We start from the raw sequence: 15,028 nt of genomic DNA on the forward strand, positions 1-15,028 counted from the left end.
GCGGCGGAGCGGTAGTTACCCTGTGGTATAGCCAATCACACCGCCGGACGTCAGAGAGAAACGGGCGTCTTGTGGCGCGACAGCAAACCGCCAGATCCATTGATCAATACGTCACGTATGGTGGCAGGACGGCTACGGCTCGATCACACCGACGACACTGCTACAAGTGCTACTGGACCTAACTAGACTGCCGCATGGCCTATCTCGACCATTACTGCGAACGCGCAGCTGCTGGACTACTGGGCGAGCCGCTCAACACGCTGACCAATCTGGCCTTCATCGCCGGTGCGATCTACGTGTGGCGATGCTGGTCGCGGAGCGGGCTGACTGCGCGGCAAGCGTCGGACATCCTGCTGCTGATCGTCCTGATGGCCGCGATTGGGTTCGGCAGTGCCGCCTGGCACGCCACGGCCTGGCCTTGGGCAATCTGGCTCGATGTCGTGCCCATCCTGCTGTTCATCAACGTGGCCTTGCTTGCCTTGCTGCGTCGTGGACTGGGCTGGACGTGGCCAGCAGTCGTCGGCGGCTGGCTGGGCTATCAGGCGCTCAACCAATGGGTGGCCCAAACCGTGCCAGCACACGTGCTCAACGGCTCGGTGTTCTACCTGCCCACTTGGGCCACGCTGGGTCTGCTGGCGCTGGCAACCCGCCGTCGCTTCGGCACGACGCTCAGCGTGGCATGGGCCTGGTTCTCGGTGTCGCTACTGGCCCGCACCGGTGATGCCATGGCGTGCGTAGTGCTGCCCACCGGTACGCATTTTCTCTGGCATCTGCTCAATGCAGCCGTGCTGGTGCTGATCGCACTTGGCCTGCTGCGCGCCGCTCAGGTACATGGCGCGCCGGTATAATCAGGGCTTTCTTTGACGGATACCTGTCATGCCGAGTCAAATCAAGACCCATGCAGTGCGGCTGGAATTCGAGGCTGGCACACTTGTGCATTCCAACCTCTCCGGCGCCGCCTTCATCGGGCAGGATCTTTGGGTGGCTGGTGACGAAGCCTGCGGCCTCGACCGGTTGCGGTCACTCCCGGTGGTTGGCAAGGAAACGCTACGCTACGGCGCGCCACAGAACTTCCCGCTCGCCGACTACCTCGATCTGCCGGATGCTGCCGATATTGAAGCCGATATCGAGGGGCTGGCGCTGCATGACGGCTATCTGTACCTCGTCGGCTCGCATGGCCTGAAACGCAAGAACCCCAAGGCCGATCGCAGCGCCAAGGACAACCTCAAGCGCCTGGCGACGGTCTCGCACGACGGCAACCGTTGCCTGCTGGCGCGTATTCCAGTGGTAATCGAGGATGGTGTCTCCACGCTGAAGCGGGAAACGGCAGATGGCCGTCGCGCCGCGCGCCTGCGCGGTGACGATCTCGCCAACGAATTGACGCGTGCCCTGAAGGACGATGTCCACCTCGCGGCCTATCTCGCCATTCCAGGCAAGGACAACGGTTTTGACGTGGAAGGCCTGGCCATCAGCGCCGACCGGGTGCTGATCGGCCTGCGCGGCCCGGTGCTGCGCGGTTGGTCCGCGCTGCTGGAGCTGCGCCTCGTTGAGAAAAAGGGCGAGCTGCGGCTCGCCGAGATCGGCGAATCAGGCGCGTTGTATCGCAAGCACTTCATCAAGCTCGCGGGCCTTGGCGTGCGCGACCTTTATTGGGAAGGCAACGATCTCTACCTGCTTGCCGGGCCAACCATGGTGCTCGACGGTGCGATCCGGGTATTTCACTGGGCCGGTGCCGCGGCCGCGCTCGCGGGCGTTGAATCCCAGGCGGATGCGGTGCTGTGGGAAAGCGGTCCGGCGGAAACACTGTCGCTGCCGTTTGGCGCGGGCCAGGATAGGGCCGAGGCCATCACCCGCGTACCCGACGAGGTCGCCAAGCAGCAATGGTTGGTGCTGTACGACGCCCCATCGGCGGCGAGGCAGGCCGGTGATTACGTGGTATTTGGCGATTTGCTCAAGCGCTGACGTTGCCCGCTATGGGTGAAAACTCGCGGCGCCTCCGCGCGTATGCTTTGGCATACTGCCGGGTTACCGCTACGGATCACCCATGACCCGCCCTGCCTTCGCTCCGCACGACACGCTGACCCGCGCCACGCTGCTGTTTCCGCTGTTTCTGGTGCTCTACGAATTCGCCACTTATATCGCCAACGACATGATCCTGCCAGGCATGCCACTGGTGGTGCGTGAATTCGGCGTCGGCGAGGCATGGGTGCCGACGGGGATGTCGGCCTACCTCGCTGGCGGCGCGGCACTGCAATGGCTGCTGGGACCGCTGTCGGACCGGATCGGCCGGCGGCCAGTGCTGCTGGCCGGCATCGTCTTCTTCACGCTGGCGTGCCTCGGCACGCTGCTGGTCGATGCGATTTGGCCGTTCGTGGCGTTGCGCTTCATCCAGGGCTTCGGGCTGTGCTTCGTTGTGGCGGTCGGTTACGCCGCCATCCAGGAGGCCTTTACCGAAGCCAGTGCGGTGAAGGTGACCGCGCTGATGGCCAATGTGGCGCTGGTCTCCCCGCTGATCGGCCCGCTCGCAGGCGCGGTGATGATCGAATACGCGCCCTGGCGCTGGATTTTCGTCACCATCGCGGCCATTGCCTTCATTGCGTTGATCGGTTTATGGCGGGTCATGCCGGAAACCGCGCCGGCCAGCAGCACGCCGCTGCGGCTCAGCACCATGTGGCGCGACTACCGTGCCGTGCTGGCCAACCGCCGCTTCCTGCTCGGCGCACTGGCGCTGTCGTTCGGTGGCATGCCGCTCTTGGCCTGGATCGGGCAAAGCCCGGTGATCCTGATCGAACGCGCGGCGATGAGCCCGCTCGACTTCGGCCTGTGGCAGATTCCAGTATTCGCCGCGCTGATCGCCGGCAACCTGGTGCTGGCCCGCTACGCTGATCGTGTACCGGTCACCCGGCTGGTGTGGCTGGCACTGCCACCGCTGCTGGTCGGCCTGATCGTCGCCTGCGGCGTGCTGCTGCAACCACGGGCTTGGGGCTGGCTGGTGGCCGGCATCAGCATCTACGCCTTCGGGCTGGGGCTGGCCAACGCGGTGCTCTACCGGCTGACGCTGTTCGCCAGCGACATCAGCAAGGGTACGGTATCCGCCACGCTTGGCATGATCACGCTGGTGTCCTACTCGCTCGCCATCGAATTCGTGAAGGCCGGCTACGGCTGGGGCGGCAACGTGTGGTTCGCCCTGGTGTCACTTGCCACCGGCGTGCTGTTCGCCGTGGTGGTGCGCGCCTTCCTGCGCGATTCGGAATCGGCGCAAAGCCGCTAGAATCCTCCCTTTCATCGCAGCATCTCGTCATGAACCGCCTCACTCCCGCTACGCTGGATCTCACGGAGGCCGGCGTGCCCTATTCCGCCGCCTTCGACGATGTCTACCACTCGGCCGACGGCGGCCTGGGCCAGGCGCGGCATGTGTTCATGACAGGCAACGACCTGCCGGCAGCATGGGCCGGGCGTGACGCCTACACCATCGTCGAGACCGGCTTCGGCCAGGGGCTCAACTTCCTGGCCACCTGGCAGGCCTGGCGAAGCGATGCCGCACGCTGCCAGCGGCTGCACTTCGTGTCGGTCGAACAGTTTCCGTTCACCCGCGATGACCTCGCGGTGCTGCATGCCCGTTATCCGGAACTCGCGACAGTCTCGGCCGAGCTGCGCGCATATTGGCCGGACCTCACCCAGGGTGTGCACCGCATCTGGCTCGACCAGGGCCGGGTCAGCCTCACCCTGCTGCTGGGCGATGCACAAACCTTGTTGCCGCAACTGCAGGCCGTCGCCGACGCCATCTATCTCGACGGTTTCTCCCCGGCCAAGAATCCCGAGCTGTGGTGCCTGCCCATCTACAAGGCGCTGTGGCGGCTGAGCCATGTCGGCACCACGCTGGCCACCTATACGGTGGCCGGCGAGGTGCGGCGTGGGCTCGCGGAAGCAGGCTTCGCGGTCGAGCGTGTCAATGGTTTCGGCGGCAAGCGGCAGATGCTGCAGGGCCGTGTGGCCCGCGCGCCACGCCGTGAGCCTGCGTCTCAAGGCCAGCGGCATGCGCTGGTGATCGGTGCCGGGCTCGCCGGCTGCAGCGTGGCCGAACGGCTGGCGGTGCGCGGTTGGCAGGTCACGGTGCTGGAGGCCGCGAACGACATCGCCACCGGCTCTTCCGGCAATGCCGCCGGGCTGATGCACGCCTACTACTCGCGCGACGACAACCTGCAGGCGCGCCTGACTCGCGCCGGCTGCGCCCTCACCCGCCAACATCTGACCGCACTTGCCGATGCCGGCTTCCCGGTAGCGCATGATGCCGGCGGCATTCTGCAGCTCGCCAAGACCGATGCGCAGGCCGTGCTGATGCGCGAAATCGCCGAGCATGGCCGATGGCCAGCGCTGCGCTATCTGGACGCCGATGCCGCCGGCCGGCTCGCCGGCACCACGCTGGCACGCGGTGGCTGGTGGTTCACTGACGGCCTGACCATCGCACCGCCCAGCCTGTGCCGGGCCAATCTGGCACGTCATGCCGAGCGGATCAGCTTGCGCATCGGCTGCCGCGTCGAGGCGCTACGACAACACGCAGGTGGCTGGCAAGCGCTGGCTGCCGACGGCAGCGTTGTGGCCGCCGCAGCGGTGCTGGTCCTCGCCAACGCCACGGCAGCCGCGCAACTGTTACCTAAGGCCATGCTGCCGTTGCAGGATGCCCAGCGCGTCGCCACTCGCATCAATGCCGCCACGCTCACCGTTCCCCGGGTAGCACTGGCAGGCGACGGCTATGTCACCGCCGCGCTGGATGGCGTACGCGTCATCGGCGCCGCCGATTTCGACGACAATCTCGCAGCCGCCGAGGCAAGCAACCTGGCCGAGCTGGCCGCCCTCGTACCTGGCCTGGCTCCGCCATCGGTGATCGCCAGCCGTATTTGCGCTCGCCCCGCCTCGCCCGATCGCCTCCCCCTGATCGGCCAGCTCGCCATCACGCCACCGCCAGAGCAGCCGGTACACCAGCTCTACCACCTGCCACGGCTTGCCGGCGCCTACGCCGTACTCGGCCTCGGCGCCCGCGGCTTGTCCTACTCGACGCTGGCCGGCGAGCTCATCGCGGCTCAACTGAACGGCGAGCCGTTACCGCTGGAGCGCAAGCTGCTCGAGGCCATCGATCCCGGCCGTTTCCTGCTGCGGCAGCGGCGCGGCATGCAACCAGGCTGAGCACCTACTCCAATACACTGCACACGGTCAGCGCTTCGCACGCCAATCGCGCAGCAGAACGCGTCCAGGTAATCGATCCCGCTTGCGCTACACTGCGAGGCGCTACCTGACAATCATTCCAAGCGGGGAATACACCATGAAGAAGTTTGCACTGACCTTGTCCGCCACGCTGCTCGGCACCGCCCTGTTCGCCGGGCATGCCCAGGCCGCCGGCTGCGGCAAGCCGCGCAATGCCTTCGATACCGTCTACTGTGCCGGCAACCTGTTTACACAAACCGACAAGACGTTGAACCAGACCTATACCGAGCTGCGCAAGCAATTGAACAGCGCCCAACAGAACGCGCTGAAGCAATCGCAGCTGGCTTGGATCAAGCAGCGCGATGCGCAATGCAGCCGCGAAGACAGCACCGGGTATTTCGTCAATCTCGATTGCGCCAACACCATGACGCAAGAGCGGCTGGACTTCCTGAAGGAGCGCCAGCGCGAGTGCAGCAGCACCGGCTGCGAAACCAGCAAGCTGGCACAGTAAGACCAAGTCCTTCCGGTGACGCTGTAGTCATTGGCCCTGCGCGTGTACTGACTACGTTTCGCGCTTCCACGGGAGCTGCGCCACGATCAACTGGCCGGCATGTCCCAATAAAAACGCCCCGTCCTTGCGGGGCGTTTTTATTGGTTTTGGCGATCAGGCCGTAGCGACCGGGATCTTGCCGATCTTGGCCTGCCACTGCTTCGGTGCCACTGCGTGCACCGAGGTACCGCCCGAATCAACGGCCACCGTCACCGGCATGTCGACCACGTCGAACTCGTAGATCGCCTCCATGCCGAGATCCTCGAAGCCCACCACGCGTGAGCCCTTGATCGCCTTGGACACGAGATACGCCGCACCGCCCACCGCCATCAGGTACACCGACTGGTGCTGCTTGATCGCCTCACAGGCCGCCGGGCCGCGCTCGGCCTTGCCGATCATGCCCAAGAGGCCGGTCTGCGCCAGCACCTGCTCGGTAAACTTGTCCATGCGGGTGGCCGTGGTCGGGCCGGCCGGGCCAACCACCTCGTCGCGCACCGGGTCGACCGGGCCGACGTAATAAATGAAGCGATCGGCAAAATCGACCGGCAGCTGCTCGCCCTTGTTCAGCATGTCGACGATACGCTTGTGCGCGGCATCGCGGCCGGTCAGCATCTTGCCGTTCAGCAGCAGCGTCTGCCCCGGCTGCCACGATGCGACTTCCTCGCGGGTAACGGTGTTCAGATCCACCCGGGTCGCGGCGGCGGACGGGGTCCAGGTCACGGCCGGCCAGTCTTCCAGCTTGGGCGCTTCGAGCACCGCGGGGCCGGAGCCGTCGAGGATGAAATGGACGTGGCGAGTGGCGGCGCAGTTCGGGATCATCGCCACCGGCAGGCTGGCGGCGTGGGTCGGGTAATCCTTGATCTTCACGTCGAGCACGGTGGCAAGCCCGCCGAGGCCCTGTGCACCGATGCCGAGCGCGTTCACCTTCTCGTAGAGCTCAAGGCGCAGCTCCTCGACCCGGTTCTGCGGACCACGGGCGATCAACTCATGGATGTCGATCTCTTCCATCAGCGCTTCCTTGGCCATCACCATGGCCTTCTCGGCGGTGCCGCCGATGCCGATGCCGAGCATGCCGGGCGGGCACCAGCCGGCGCCCATCAGCGGCACGGTCTTGAGCACCCAGTCGACGATGGAATCGGATGGATTCAGCATCACGAACTTGGTCTTGTTCTCCGAGCCACCGCCCTTGGCGGCGATGTCGATCTCGACGGTATCCCCCGGCACGATCTCGTAGTGGATCACCGCCGGGGTGTTGTCCTTCGTATTCTTGCGACCACCGGCCGGGTCCATCAGGATGGACGCGCGCAGCTTGTTGTCCGGGTGCAGGTAGGCGCGGCGCACGCCTTCGTTGATCATGTCAGTCACCCCCATCGTCGCGCCGGCCCACTGCACATTCATGCCGACGCGCACAAAACAGGTGACGATGCCGGTGTCCTGGCAGATCGGGCGGTGGCCTTCTGCGCACATGCGGCTGTTGGTCAGGATCTGCGCGATCGCATCCTTGGCGGCCGGGCTTTCCTCGGCCTCGTATGCCTTGCCAAGCGCCTGGATATAGTCTTTCGGGTGGTAGTAGCTGATGTACTGCAGCGCATCGGCAATGCTGTCGATCAGATCGTCCTGGCGGATCACGGCCATCTGGGGCTCCGGGAAGCGGCAAAAGCGGCAATTATACCGCGCCGACCGGGTGGCCGAAGCGTTCAGGGACCGGGGACTTCGGCAGTGGCGCGGGCGGCCGGCAAGGCATTCCACAGTTGTTCGAAGCGCTGCGGATCGGCCCGGTATCGCTTCAACGAGAAAACCAGGTAATAGGCCCGCTCGAATAGCGGTGGCTGCACCCGCTCGATGACTGCCGCGTAATCCGGATGCTGGCGCAACAGGCGCGCGCCGTCGTCACTCAACAGGGCGACAGCATCGAGCCGACCGGCCGCCAGCTTGCGCAGGCACTGGTCTCCCCTCGTGGTGCTGGCATCCACCCGCAGACCGTGCTCACGCAGCCAGTTGACGATGGAATAGCCGGTTTGCGCGCCCACCATGCCGTCTATTCCGGCGAATTGCTCACCATCCCAGCTCACTGTACTGCCGCGCAGCCGAAACAGGCTGTAACCATCCTGCCGCAAGCGGCGCTCCGGATCAGGCAACCCCTGCCACATTGGGTAGGCCGCGAGGCGTGCCCTGTCGGCCCGGTAGCTGGCCGCCACCACCCCGTCCCACAGCCCGCGCATCAACCCGGCCCAGCAACGGTTCCACACCCGTTCCACGTACTCGAACTGCACGCCGGTGTTGCGGCTCAATTGTTCCAGCACCACGAAGCTGCCGAGTTGACTGCCGGATTTCTCCGCCGTGTCGTAGCACAGGCGCAGGGTTTCGGCCCGCAGCGACGGCATGACCAGCGCAAAGGCGAAGGCAAACGGCAACAGTCGGCGCATGACGCAGGCTCCGGCAACGGCTGCTTGTATGTTAGGGCCTGTTCCCGGCCACAGCCACGCAAGACACAGACTCTCATCGGATGTCCTGCGGCCTGAGTACAATCATCTAGATGAAATGCGCAGCGTGTACACTGTGCCGCATCACTTCCCGGACCCTGCCATGAACAACGTGATCGAACGCGGTGCCGGCGTCTCGCTGTGGCGCCAGATCGAGGAAGCGCTGGCCGACGACATCGGCGCCAAGCGCCTGACCGACCGGCTGCCCAACGAGCTGGAGCTCGCCGAGCGCTTCGGCGTGAATCGCCACACCATCCGCCGCGCGGTGCAGGCGCTGGAATCGCGCGGCCTCGTGCGCATCGAGCAAGGCCGCGGCACCTTCGTGCAGGAAGACCTGATCGACTATCGGCTGGGCCGGCGCCAGCGTTTTTCGCACAGCCTGGAAAACCAGCGCCTGTCCGGCCAGAGCCGCATCGTGCAGACCCGCGTGCAGGTGGCGCGCGATGACATCTGCCGCATGCTCGCCCTGCCTGCCGGTAGCGAGGTGCTGCAGATCGACGCGCTCGACGTGGTCGAGGACCGCATTGTCGGCGTATGCACCGAATACCTGCCGATGCCGCGCTTTGCCGGCTTCGACGCACTGTTGAAAGCGCACGGCACCATGAGCGCCGCGCTGCGTGCCTTTGGTATCACCGAGTTTTCACGCAAGCTGTCGCGCGTGACCGCGCGCATGCCGCGCGCCGAAGTCGCCACCCAATTGGCCCAGCCCAAGACCCAGCCGATTCTCTACGTGGAAAGCGTGTACCAGGATGGCAACGGCCAGGTGATCGAATACGGCGTCACCCGCTTTGCCGGCGACGCGGTGCAACTGGTATTCGAGCCGGACCAGGCTGCCTGAGGGCACATGATGCCAAACGCGGTTTCCGCCTATCTCGCGCGCCAGCCGGTGTTCGATCCGGCAGGCTTGACGCGTTTTTTCGTGCTCGGCCTGCCGCTGGGCTGGCTGGAAGCGCCCACCGCGCGCTTTCTCGCGCACTTCGATGCAGCCTTCGTGCCACTGGGCGACGCCGGGCTGACGCTGACCGCCGAGACCACGATCCAGGCCGAGGCAGTGCTTGCACGCGCCGCGCTCGCGATGCGCGAGAACGGTTTGGTACGTGGCTGGCGCAATGAGCGCTACACGGTGTTCGTGCCGGGCCCGGATGGCGCGCCCGATCTCACGCAACCGCTGTTCTCGCTGGAGCGCGCCGCGTTTCGCCGTTTCGGTTTCACCAGCCGCGCCGTGCACGTTAATGGTCATACCGCGGCCGGCGCGCTGTGGATAGGCCGCCGCGCCGCCAGCAAGAGCATCGACCCTGGCCGGCTCGACAATCTGGCCGCCGGCGGCCTGCCGGAGCGCGAGGACGAGTTCGCCTGCGTGATCCGCGAGCTCGCCGAAGAAGCCGGCGTGCCGGAAAACCTGGCGCGGCATGCAATCAAAACCGATGCCCTGCGCGTGACCCGCAAAGAAACGGACGGTACGCACGACGAATGGTTGTACGGCTACGATCTGCTGCTGCCGAGCGACTTCACGCCGCGCAACACCGATGGCGAAGTGGCGAGTTTTACGCTGATGCGTGCCGACGAAGTGATCGCACGGCTCGATGACTTCACTTGGGATGCCGGCGCCATCAGTTGTGGCTGGCTGCAGCGCCATGGCCACTGACCACGAACGGCTGTTCATCGCGCTCTCGCCGCCCAACCGGGTACGGCAAGCGCTGGCCAAACTGCGCGATACGCTGCTGCGCGAGCATGGCGGGCGCGGCATGGTTACGGACAACCTGCACCTCACGCTTGCCTTCCTCGGCGCGACGCCCAGCCATCGCATCGCCGAGCTGCTGGCACTGCTGGCCGCGCTGCCGCCAGCGCAATTCAGCCTCACGCTCGATTGCTACGGCAGCTTCAAGGCGCAAAGCCCCAAGGGCGGCATCGTCTGGGCCGGCTGCGAAACCCCGCTGGCGCTAACCGAGCTGGTCGACGCGCTCTGGCAGCGCCTCGTCGAGGCCGGCTTCGCCTTCGATGCCAAGCGCTTCGTGCCGCACGTCACGCTGCTGCGCGATGCCCGCGCCGGCGCAGGCAGCTGCACGCCCATCGTCTGGCATGCCGGCGCGCCGGTGCTGTTCCGTTCCGAGGCCACCGCCAAGGGGCCGCGTTACCACGTGATCCCGGGCTTGGCAGCGGCGGGCAAAGATGCTGCAATGCCGCCGTCACCTTTGGATTCGGGCCGTTGAATGTCGCTCCAGCACATCGTCGATGAACTCGTGCACAGCCACCAACTGGCGGAGCATGACCTTTACCTGCTGAACCTTGTGCCCATCATCGAGTTGATGTGGGCCGACGGCAAGGTACAGCCGGCTGAGACCAGCCTGCTCTACGAATACGCCATCAGCTGGGTGGCACACCTGTCGAGCGAGGCCGGCGGCGAGGTCATCGTCTCTGCCGACGATGTGAATCGCTTCATCCTGCGCTTTCTGGAACAGCGACCGGACCCGGTATTGCTGGCCCGGCTGTCTGAGCTGGCGCTGGAATGGCTGAACGCCTCCCCCGGCTTGATCCGCAACAACGGCCGCGACCGCGAGCTGATCGAATATTGCCTCGATATCACCGCAGCGGCGGTCGCCAATTATCCGTACGAGAAACGCGAACGCATCATCGAGGCGGAAAAGGCCCTGCTGCTGAAACTGATCCAGCAGCTGGGCTTCTCCGCACAGCGCGCCGCCTGATCCTCAGCCGAGCATGCGCTGCAGCTCGGCTTCCCAGTTTACCGATTGCCAGTTCGGCCCGATGGTCAGGCTGAGATAGCCGTCGCCGCGGAAGCGGCGGTCGATCTCGATCAGCACCGCGATATCGTGGGCACCGGGCAGGAAGGTCACCTCCACCTCGGCAATGCTCCAGCTGCCACCCGCCGGCTTGAATTCGAATTCCTGGTAGCAGCCCAGCGTGCTGCTGCGGTTGGCCGCACGTGCCGTGCCCTGCTCAATGTCGACCCGCACCAGCGTGAAGCCGATGTTGTCCATGGCGGCGAGGAAGCGCTGCATGGCCGGCGTCGGCTGCACGGAGAGAAAGTCGCGGTCGGTCGCATCGACCGCACGCTCGATCGCCAGATCGGTCTCCACCCATACCGGTGCCTTGATATGCGGCTGGTAGCCGCTGCGCGACGGAAAGCCCGCATTGAGCGGCAGCTCCAGCGGCAGCGTGAACGAGAACGGCAGGCGGATCTCCTGCCCCGGCTGCACTTCCTGCCGGCCAGCGACACGCACGCTGCCCAGGCTGTGGCTGCTGCGGTATTCGTTGTCGCCGCGCTCCACTTCCACCTCGGTCATCAGCACCAGCGCCACGTGCTCGATGACCTGGGCGACATCGCCGCCGCGGATCACCACCTCGCCGGACAGCGGCCCACCGGGCTGGACCGTGCTCTGGTGCAGGCGGGTATCGACGCTGGCGCCCCCGACGCCGAGCGACGCAAACAGTTTCTTGAACATCATTGCTCCTTGTTGAATGCGGCGCTGGGACCGGCCGGCCGGCCGGGGGTTCCCAGCACGTACGCGAAGTTCTCGCAAAGCGGTGCGCACATCGTTCTGACAACGAGATGACGTTGCATGTACGCAACACCGCTCTCAGTACCCGACCGTTTGCTTGACACAACCCGGCCTTAGCCTTTGAAATCGCCACTTCCGTCAACCCGCAACCGAGAGGAGTACCCCCGCATGACCCACCAACACGCTCCGCAAACTCTGCGCTGACCCCCATTCCTTACACCGGCGTGGGGAAGTGCCCCACGCCGGTGTGCGAAAAGCCCCGGCCATCCCGGGGCTTTTTCATGCCCGCTCGCCGCGCACCTGGCCCACGAAGCCAGGCGTCAGCAGCGACGGGCCCAAAGGAAGACCATCATGCCTGTCATGAAAAACCTGGCCGGCCGCGTGCCGGTCAAAGTCTGGACCGACGAGATCGAATCGGCCGCGATCCAGCAACTGAAGAATGTGGCCCAACTGCCCATCGTCCACGGCCATGTGGCCGCGATGCCCGATGTGCATCTGGGCATCGGCGCCACCGTCGGCTCGGTGATCCCAACCCGCGGCGCCATCATCCCGGCCGCCGTCGGCGTTGACATCGGCTGCGGCATGAACGCGGTACGCACCTCGCTCACCGCCGCCGACCTGCCGGACAACCTGGCGAGGTTGCGCAGCAACATCGAAGCCGGCGTGCCGGTGGGCTTCAATCAGCATGCCTGGGACAAGGTGCGTGGCTCGGCCCACCAGCGCGCCGCACGGCCGCTCGACGACCGGCTCGACCGCATCGTCGGCAAGCATCCTGGCCTGATGAAAATGCAGCGCCAGTTCGCCCAGGCCTGGATCTGCCAGATCGGCACGCTGGGTGGCGGCAACCACTTCATCGAGCTGTGCCTCGACGAAGCGGACCGGGTGTGGATCATGCTGCACTCGGGCAGCCGCGGCACCGGCAACGTGATCGGCCGCTATTTCATCGAAGCGGCGAAGAAGGACATGCGCCGCCACAAAGTGAATCTGCCCGATCGCGACCTCGCCTACCTGAGCGAAGGCTCGACGCTGTTCGACGATTACGTCGAGGCACTGGAGTGGGCGCAGGACTACGCGCTGGTGAATCGCCGCGAAATGATGCGACTGGTGGTCGAAGCCATGCGCCCGCAACTGCCAGCGTTCACGCTGACCGACGAGGCCATCAACTGCCACCACAACTACGTGGCACGCGAGGAACACGACGGCGAAAGGCTGTTCATCACCCGCAAGGGTGCGATCGCCGCGCACGCCGGCCAGCTCGGCATCATTCCCGGCTCGATGGGCGCGAAGAGCTACATCGTGCGTGGCCTAGGCAACAGCGAATCGTTCTGCTCGTGCTCGCACGGTGCGGGACGCCGGATGAGCCGCAGCGAAGCCAAGCGCCGCTTCAATCGCTTCGATCTTGCCGCCCAGACCGAGGGCGTGGAATGCCGCAAGGATGGCGGCGTGGTCGACGAGATCCCCGGCGCCTACAAGGACATCGACGCGGTGATGGCGCAGCAGACCGATCTCGTCGAAATCGTTCACACCCTCAAGCAAGTGCTGTGCATCAAGGGCTGATCGCCCGCAACCATCAGGAGCCCCACCATGGAACAGACCCAAGCGGTGATCCCGCAGCCGGTTGCCTCGTTCTGGCAAGCCTTTCTGGCCCAGGCCGGATTGCCGGAACACACCCCGCTGTATGAGACCTTCGCCTTTGGCGACAACGAAGCCGACAGCAGCGCACTGGCCGCGCTGGTACTGGCTGGGCGCAAGACCGCCACCGCCTCGCTGGCGTGGGAATACGGCCCCGACCGGCCACTGCCACGTGCTGGCGACTACAGCCTCGTCATCGATTGGCAGGGTAAGCCGCTGTGTGTGATCGAAACGCTGCGGATCGATCTCAAGCCGTTCGATCACGTCGACAGCGCCTTTGCCGCCGCCGAAGGCGAAGCGGACGGCACGCTGGCGAGCTGGCGCGAGCTGCACTGGCAGTATTTCGAACGTGTCTGCACCCGGCTGGGCCGGCAAGCGTCGCCCGGCATGATCGTCGTCTGCGAGCGTTTCAGCCGCCGCTGGCCGGCATTGCCGTGAATCGCGCCCAGCCCCCTGCTTAACCATCCGATGGCATCGCCGCACGGCGGGGCCCGACATGAGGAAAAACCAAAATGAGTCAGCCACTTCTGCGCCCCGACCCTGTCCATCCCTTTGTCGCCGCGCCCGCTGGGCGCGGCCTGGAGCCCTTCCATGGAAGCCCAACTGATCGACGACATCGTCGCCATCCTGCCGCACGGCCGGACGCGATTTGACTACTACCCCGAACGCTATGCCTGGCTGCTGTTGCGCCACGCCGTCGGCAACGGCTGCAACATTGCCGAGCTGCGGCAATCGCCGTACGCCGGCCTGCTCCACAAGCCGCGCGTCAAAGCCTGGCTCGCGCAGCTCGGCGGCCCGCGCCTGCGACCGGACGACGTGCTCGCCGCCGATGGCGACGCCACGCCGCTGCATTTCACGCTGACGCTGGATCGCTGGCAAGGCCAGCAGACCACGCGCGGCAATGCCAATCTGGTGCTGCAGCTCAACTTCGACCGAGAACATGATCGGCACTACCAAAATCTGATCGCGCCGACCCAGCGCTATGGCCCGTTCGTATGCGCCAGCCATCCGGTATGCGAAGGTGGGCGCAACACGCTGGCCTGGGCAAGACTGGATATCGATCTCGAAACCGGCGAAGTGCTGATCGAGGAAATCCAGAACGATTGGCTGCGCCGCGTCACGCATTGTCTGAAATACCCGCGCTACTTGCAGCGCCGCGGCGCCAACCCGGATGGCCTGGCGGAATACGCCGCCTGGCTACTCCCGCGCTACCAGCGCATCTGGGCCGAGGCCATGCTGGCAGCCACCGTCTGGTTCGTGCGCGAGGAGCTGGGCATTGCCCGCATGTTCTACCACTCGCCCGAATCGAACCTCCGACTGAAGGACCTGGACGCCGATTGGGCGCCGCCGCGCTCGCTCTATACCGATCTGCCGCGCCAGTTCTGCTTTCGCCAGCAGGGCACGGTGCCGCACTTCCTGCGGCACAAGCGCGCCAAGCTGGCGCGCCGCGCACCGCTGTTCGAGCTCGACCTGGGGAGGAAGGCCGCATGAAAATCAAACTCACCCTGCCCAAACCGCGCAACCCGGTCGCGCTGGCTGCCCGCCAGCGCCACGCCGGGGTGCATGATCGCGGACACAAGGCCAAACGGCAGCAGGACCGGCAAGCGCTGCAGCGCAAACTGCAACGCGATACCGAGTGGTAA

Annotated in this window: 16 protein-coding genes; 13 read left to right on the forward strand and 3 right to left on the reverse strand. The window is 65.6% G+C overall.

Annotated elements, in window-relative coordinates:
• Positions 1 to 194: 194 nt before the first annotated feature.
• The 5 genes from FLM21_RS12800 (at position 195) to FLM21_RS12820 (ending at position 5,713) form a co-directional block, all read left to right on the forward strand.
• The gene (locus FLM21_RS12800) at positions 195 to 848 is read left to right on the forward strand and encodes a ceramidase domain-containing protein (protein WP_148715935.1); all 654 of its coding nucleotides are present in this window, start codon (positions 195 to 197) and stop codon (positions 846 to 848) included.
• Between the two features lie 28 nt (positions 849 to 876).
• Positions 877 to 1,962, forward strand: a complete 1,086-nt coding sequence (locus tag FLM21_RS12805; protein ID WP_148715936.1) for a DUF3616 domain-containing protein — start codon at positions 877 to 879, stop codon at positions 1,960 to 1,962.
• 82 nt (positions 1,963 to 2,044) lie between these two features.
• A complete protein-coding gene (locus tag FLM21_RS12810; protein WP_148715937.1) occupies positions 2,045 to 3,271 on the forward strand; it encodes an MFS transporter in 1,227 nt (408 codons plus the stop codon).
• Positions 3,272 to 3,300: 29 nt separating this feature from the next.
• The gene (mnmC, locus tag FLM21_RS12815; protein WP_148715938.1) at positions 3,301 to 5,184 is read left to right on the forward strand and encodes a bifunctional tRNA (5-methylaminomethyl-2-thiouridine)(34)-methyltransferase MnmC2/FAD-dependent 5-carboxymethylaminomethyl-2-thiouridine(34) oxidoreductase MnmC1; all 1,884 of its coding nucleotides are present in this window, start codon (positions 3,301 to 3,303) and stop codon (positions 5,182 to 5,184) included.
• 136 nt (positions 5,185 to 5,320) lie between these two features.
• Complete coding sequence (locus FLM21_RS12820; RefSeq protein ID WP_148715939.1) at positions 5,321 to 5,713, forward strand: lysozyme inhibitor LprI family protein; 393 nt, start codon at positions 5,321 to 5,323, stop codon at positions 5,711 to 5,713.
• A gap of 153 nt (positions 5,714 to 5,866) precedes the next feature.
• Here the strand turns inward: FLM21_RS12820 and FLM21_RS12825 are convergent, their stop codons facing one another.
• The gene (locus FLM21_RS12825) at positions 5,867 to 7,387 is read right to left on the reverse strand and encodes a fumarate hydratase (RefSeq protein ID WP_148715940.1); all 1,521 of its coding nucleotides are present in this window, start codon (positions 7,385 to 7,387) and stop codon (positions 5,867 to 5,869) included.
• A gap of 62 nt (positions 7,388 to 7,449) precedes the next feature.
• Positions 7,450 to 8,178, reverse strand: coding sequence for a substrate-binding periplasmic protein (locus FLM21_RS12830; RefSeq protein WP_148715941.1), 729 nt, complete (start codon positions 8,176 to 8,178; stop codon positions 7,450 to 7,452).
• Positions 8,179 to 8,338: 160 nt separating this feature from the next.
• On the opposite strand from FLM21_RS12830, the gene phnF reads away from it, so the two are divergent.
• Genes phnF through FLM21_RS12850 form a run of 4 tightly spaced genes read left to right on the forward strand, consistent with a single transcriptional unit; the run spans position 8,339 to position 10,937 of the window.
• On the forward strand, positions 8,339 to 9,073 hold the full coding sequence (phnF, locus tag FLM21_RS12835) for a phosphonate metabolism transcriptional regulator PhnF (protein ID WP_148715942.1): 735 nt from the start codon (positions 8,339 to 8,341) through the stop codon (positions 9,071 to 9,073).
• 6 nt (positions 9,074 to 9,079) lie between these two features.
• The gene (locus FLM21_RS12840; RefSeq protein ID WP_148715943.1) at positions 9,080 to 9,880 is read left to right on the forward strand and encodes an NUDIX hydrolase; all 801 of its coding nucleotides are present in this window, start codon (positions 9,080 to 9,082) and stop codon (positions 9,878 to 9,880) included.
• Complete coding sequence (gene thpR, locus FLM21_RS12845; protein ID WP_187359890.1) at positions 9,870 to 10,445, forward strand: RNA 2',3'-cyclic phosphodiesterase; 576 nt, start codon at positions 9,870 to 9,872, stop codon at positions 10,443 to 10,445. The genes FLM21_RS12840 and thpR overlap by 11 nt, the downstream gene beginning before the upstream one ends.
• Complete coding sequence (locus FLM21_RS12850) at positions 10,446 to 10,937, forward strand: hypothetical protein (protein ID WP_148715945.1); 492 nt, start codon at positions 10,446 to 10,448, stop codon at positions 10,935 to 10,937.
• 3 nt (positions 10,938 to 10,940) lie between these two features.
• Here FLM21_RS12850 and FLM21_RS12855 read toward each other — a convergent pair whose 3' ends face one another.
• Entirely contained in the window at positions 10,941 to 11,699 is a 759-nt protein-coding gene (locus tag FLM21_RS12855) for a sporulation protein (RefSeq protein WP_148715946.1), read from the reverse strand.
• A 405-nt stretch (positions 11,700 to 12,104) separates the two neighbouring features.
• On the opposite strand from FLM21_RS12855, the gene FLM21_RS12860 reads away from it, so the two are divergent.
• The 4 genes from FLM21_RS12860 (at position 12,105) to FLM21_RS20850 (ending at position 15,028) form a co-directional block, all read left to right on the forward strand.
• Positions 12,105 to 13,310, forward strand: a complete 1,206-nt coding sequence (locus tag FLM21_RS12860; protein WP_148715947.1) for an RtcB family protein — start codon at positions 12,105 to 12,107, stop codon at positions 13,308 to 13,310.
• Positions 13,311 to 13,337: 27 nt separating this feature from the next.
• On the forward strand, positions 13,338 to 13,823 hold the full coding sequence (locus tag FLM21_RS12865) for an ASCH domain-containing protein (protein ID WP_148715948.1): 486 nt from the start codon (positions 13,338 to 13,340) through the stop codon (positions 13,821 to 13,823).
• Positions 13,824 to 13,976: 153 nt separating this feature from the next.
• Entirely contained in the window at positions 13,977 to 14,876 is a 900-nt protein-coding gene (locus FLM21_RS12870) for a hypothetical protein (RefSeq protein ID WP_148715949.1), read from the forward strand.
• The gene (locus FLM21_RS20850) at positions 14,873 to 15,028 is read left to right on the forward strand and encodes a hypothetical protein (protein WP_187359891.1); all 156 of its coding nucleotides are present in this window, start codon (positions 14,873 to 14,875) and stop codon (positions 15,026 to 15,028) included. Before FLM21_RS12870 ends, FLM21_RS20850 begins: the two co-directional genes overlap by 4 nt.

Origin of the sequence: Chitinolyticbacter meiyuanensis (genome assembly GCF_008033135.1) — a bacterium.
GTDB classification, from domain to species: domain Bacteria; phylum Pseudomonadota; class Gammaproteobacteria; order Burkholderiales; family Chitinibacteraceae; genus Chitinolyticbacter; species Chitinolyticbacter meiyuanensis.

Excerpts from the sequence above, each read along its gene's own strand:
- FLM21_RS12800 (WP_148715935.1), top strand. The coding sequence starts at position 195 with ATGGCCTATCTCGACCATTACTGCGAACGCGCAGCTGCTGGACTACTG.
- FLM21_RS12805 (WP_148715936.1), top strand. The coding sequence starts at position 877 with ATGCCGAGTCAAATCAAGACCCATGCAGTGCGGCTGGAATTCGAGGCT.
- FLM21_RS12810 (WP_148715937.1), top strand. The coding sequence starts at position 2,045 with ATGACCCGCCCTGCCTTCGCTCCGCACGACACGCTGACCCGCGCCACG.
- mnmC (WP_148715938.1), top strand. The coding sequence starts at position 3,301 with ATGAACCGCCTCACTCCCGCTACGCTGGATCTCACGGAGGCCGGCGTG.
- FLM21_RS12820 (WP_148715939.1), top strand. The coding sequence starts at position 5,321 with ATGAAGAAGTTTGCACTGACCTTGTCCGCCACGCTGCTCGGCACCGCC.
- FLM21_RS12825 (WP_148715940.1), bottom strand. The coding sequence starts at position 7,387 with ATGGCCGTGATCCGCCAGGACGATCTGATCGACAGCATTGCCGATGCG.
- FLM21_RS12830 (WP_148715941.1), bottom strand. The coding sequence starts at position 8,178 with ATGCGCCGACTGTTGCCGTTTGCCTTCGCCTTTGCGCTGGTCATGCCG.
- phnF (WP_148715942.1), top strand. The coding sequence starts at position 8,339 with ATGAACAACGTGATCGAACGCGGTGCCGGCGTCTCGCTGTGGCGCCAG.
- FLM21_RS12840 (WP_148715943.1), top strand. The coding sequence starts at position 9,080 with ATGATGCCAAACGCGGTTTCCGCCTATCTCGCGCGCCAGCCGGTGTTC.
- thpR (WP_187359890.1), top strand. The coding sequence starts at position 9,870 with ATGGCCACTGACCACGAACGGCTGTTCATCGCGCTCTCGCCGCCCAAC.
- FLM21_RS12850 (WP_148715945.1), top strand. The coding sequence starts at position 10,446 with ATGTCGCTCCAGCACATCGTCGATGAACTCGTGCACAGCCACCAACTG.
- FLM21_RS12855 (WP_148715946.1), bottom strand. The coding sequence starts at position 11,699 with ATGATGTTCAAGAAACTGTTTGCGTCGCTCGGCGTCGGGGGCGCCAGC.
- FLM21_RS12860 (WP_148715947.1), top strand. The coding sequence starts at position 12,105 with ATGCCTGTCATGAAAAACCTGGCCGGCCGCGTGCCGGTCAAAGTCTGG.
- FLM21_RS12865 (WP_148715948.1), top strand. The coding sequence starts at position 13,338 with ATGGAACAGACCCAAGCGGTGATCCCGCAGCCGGTTGCCTCGTTCTGG.
- FLM21_RS12870 (WP_148715949.1), top strand. The coding sequence starts at position 13,977 with ATGGAAGCCCAACTGATCGACGACATCGTCGCCATCCTGCCGCACGGC.
- FLM21_RS20850 (WP_187359891.1), top strand. The coding sequence starts at position 14,873 with ATGAAAATCAAACTCACCCTGCCCAAACCGCGCAACCCGGTCGCGCTG.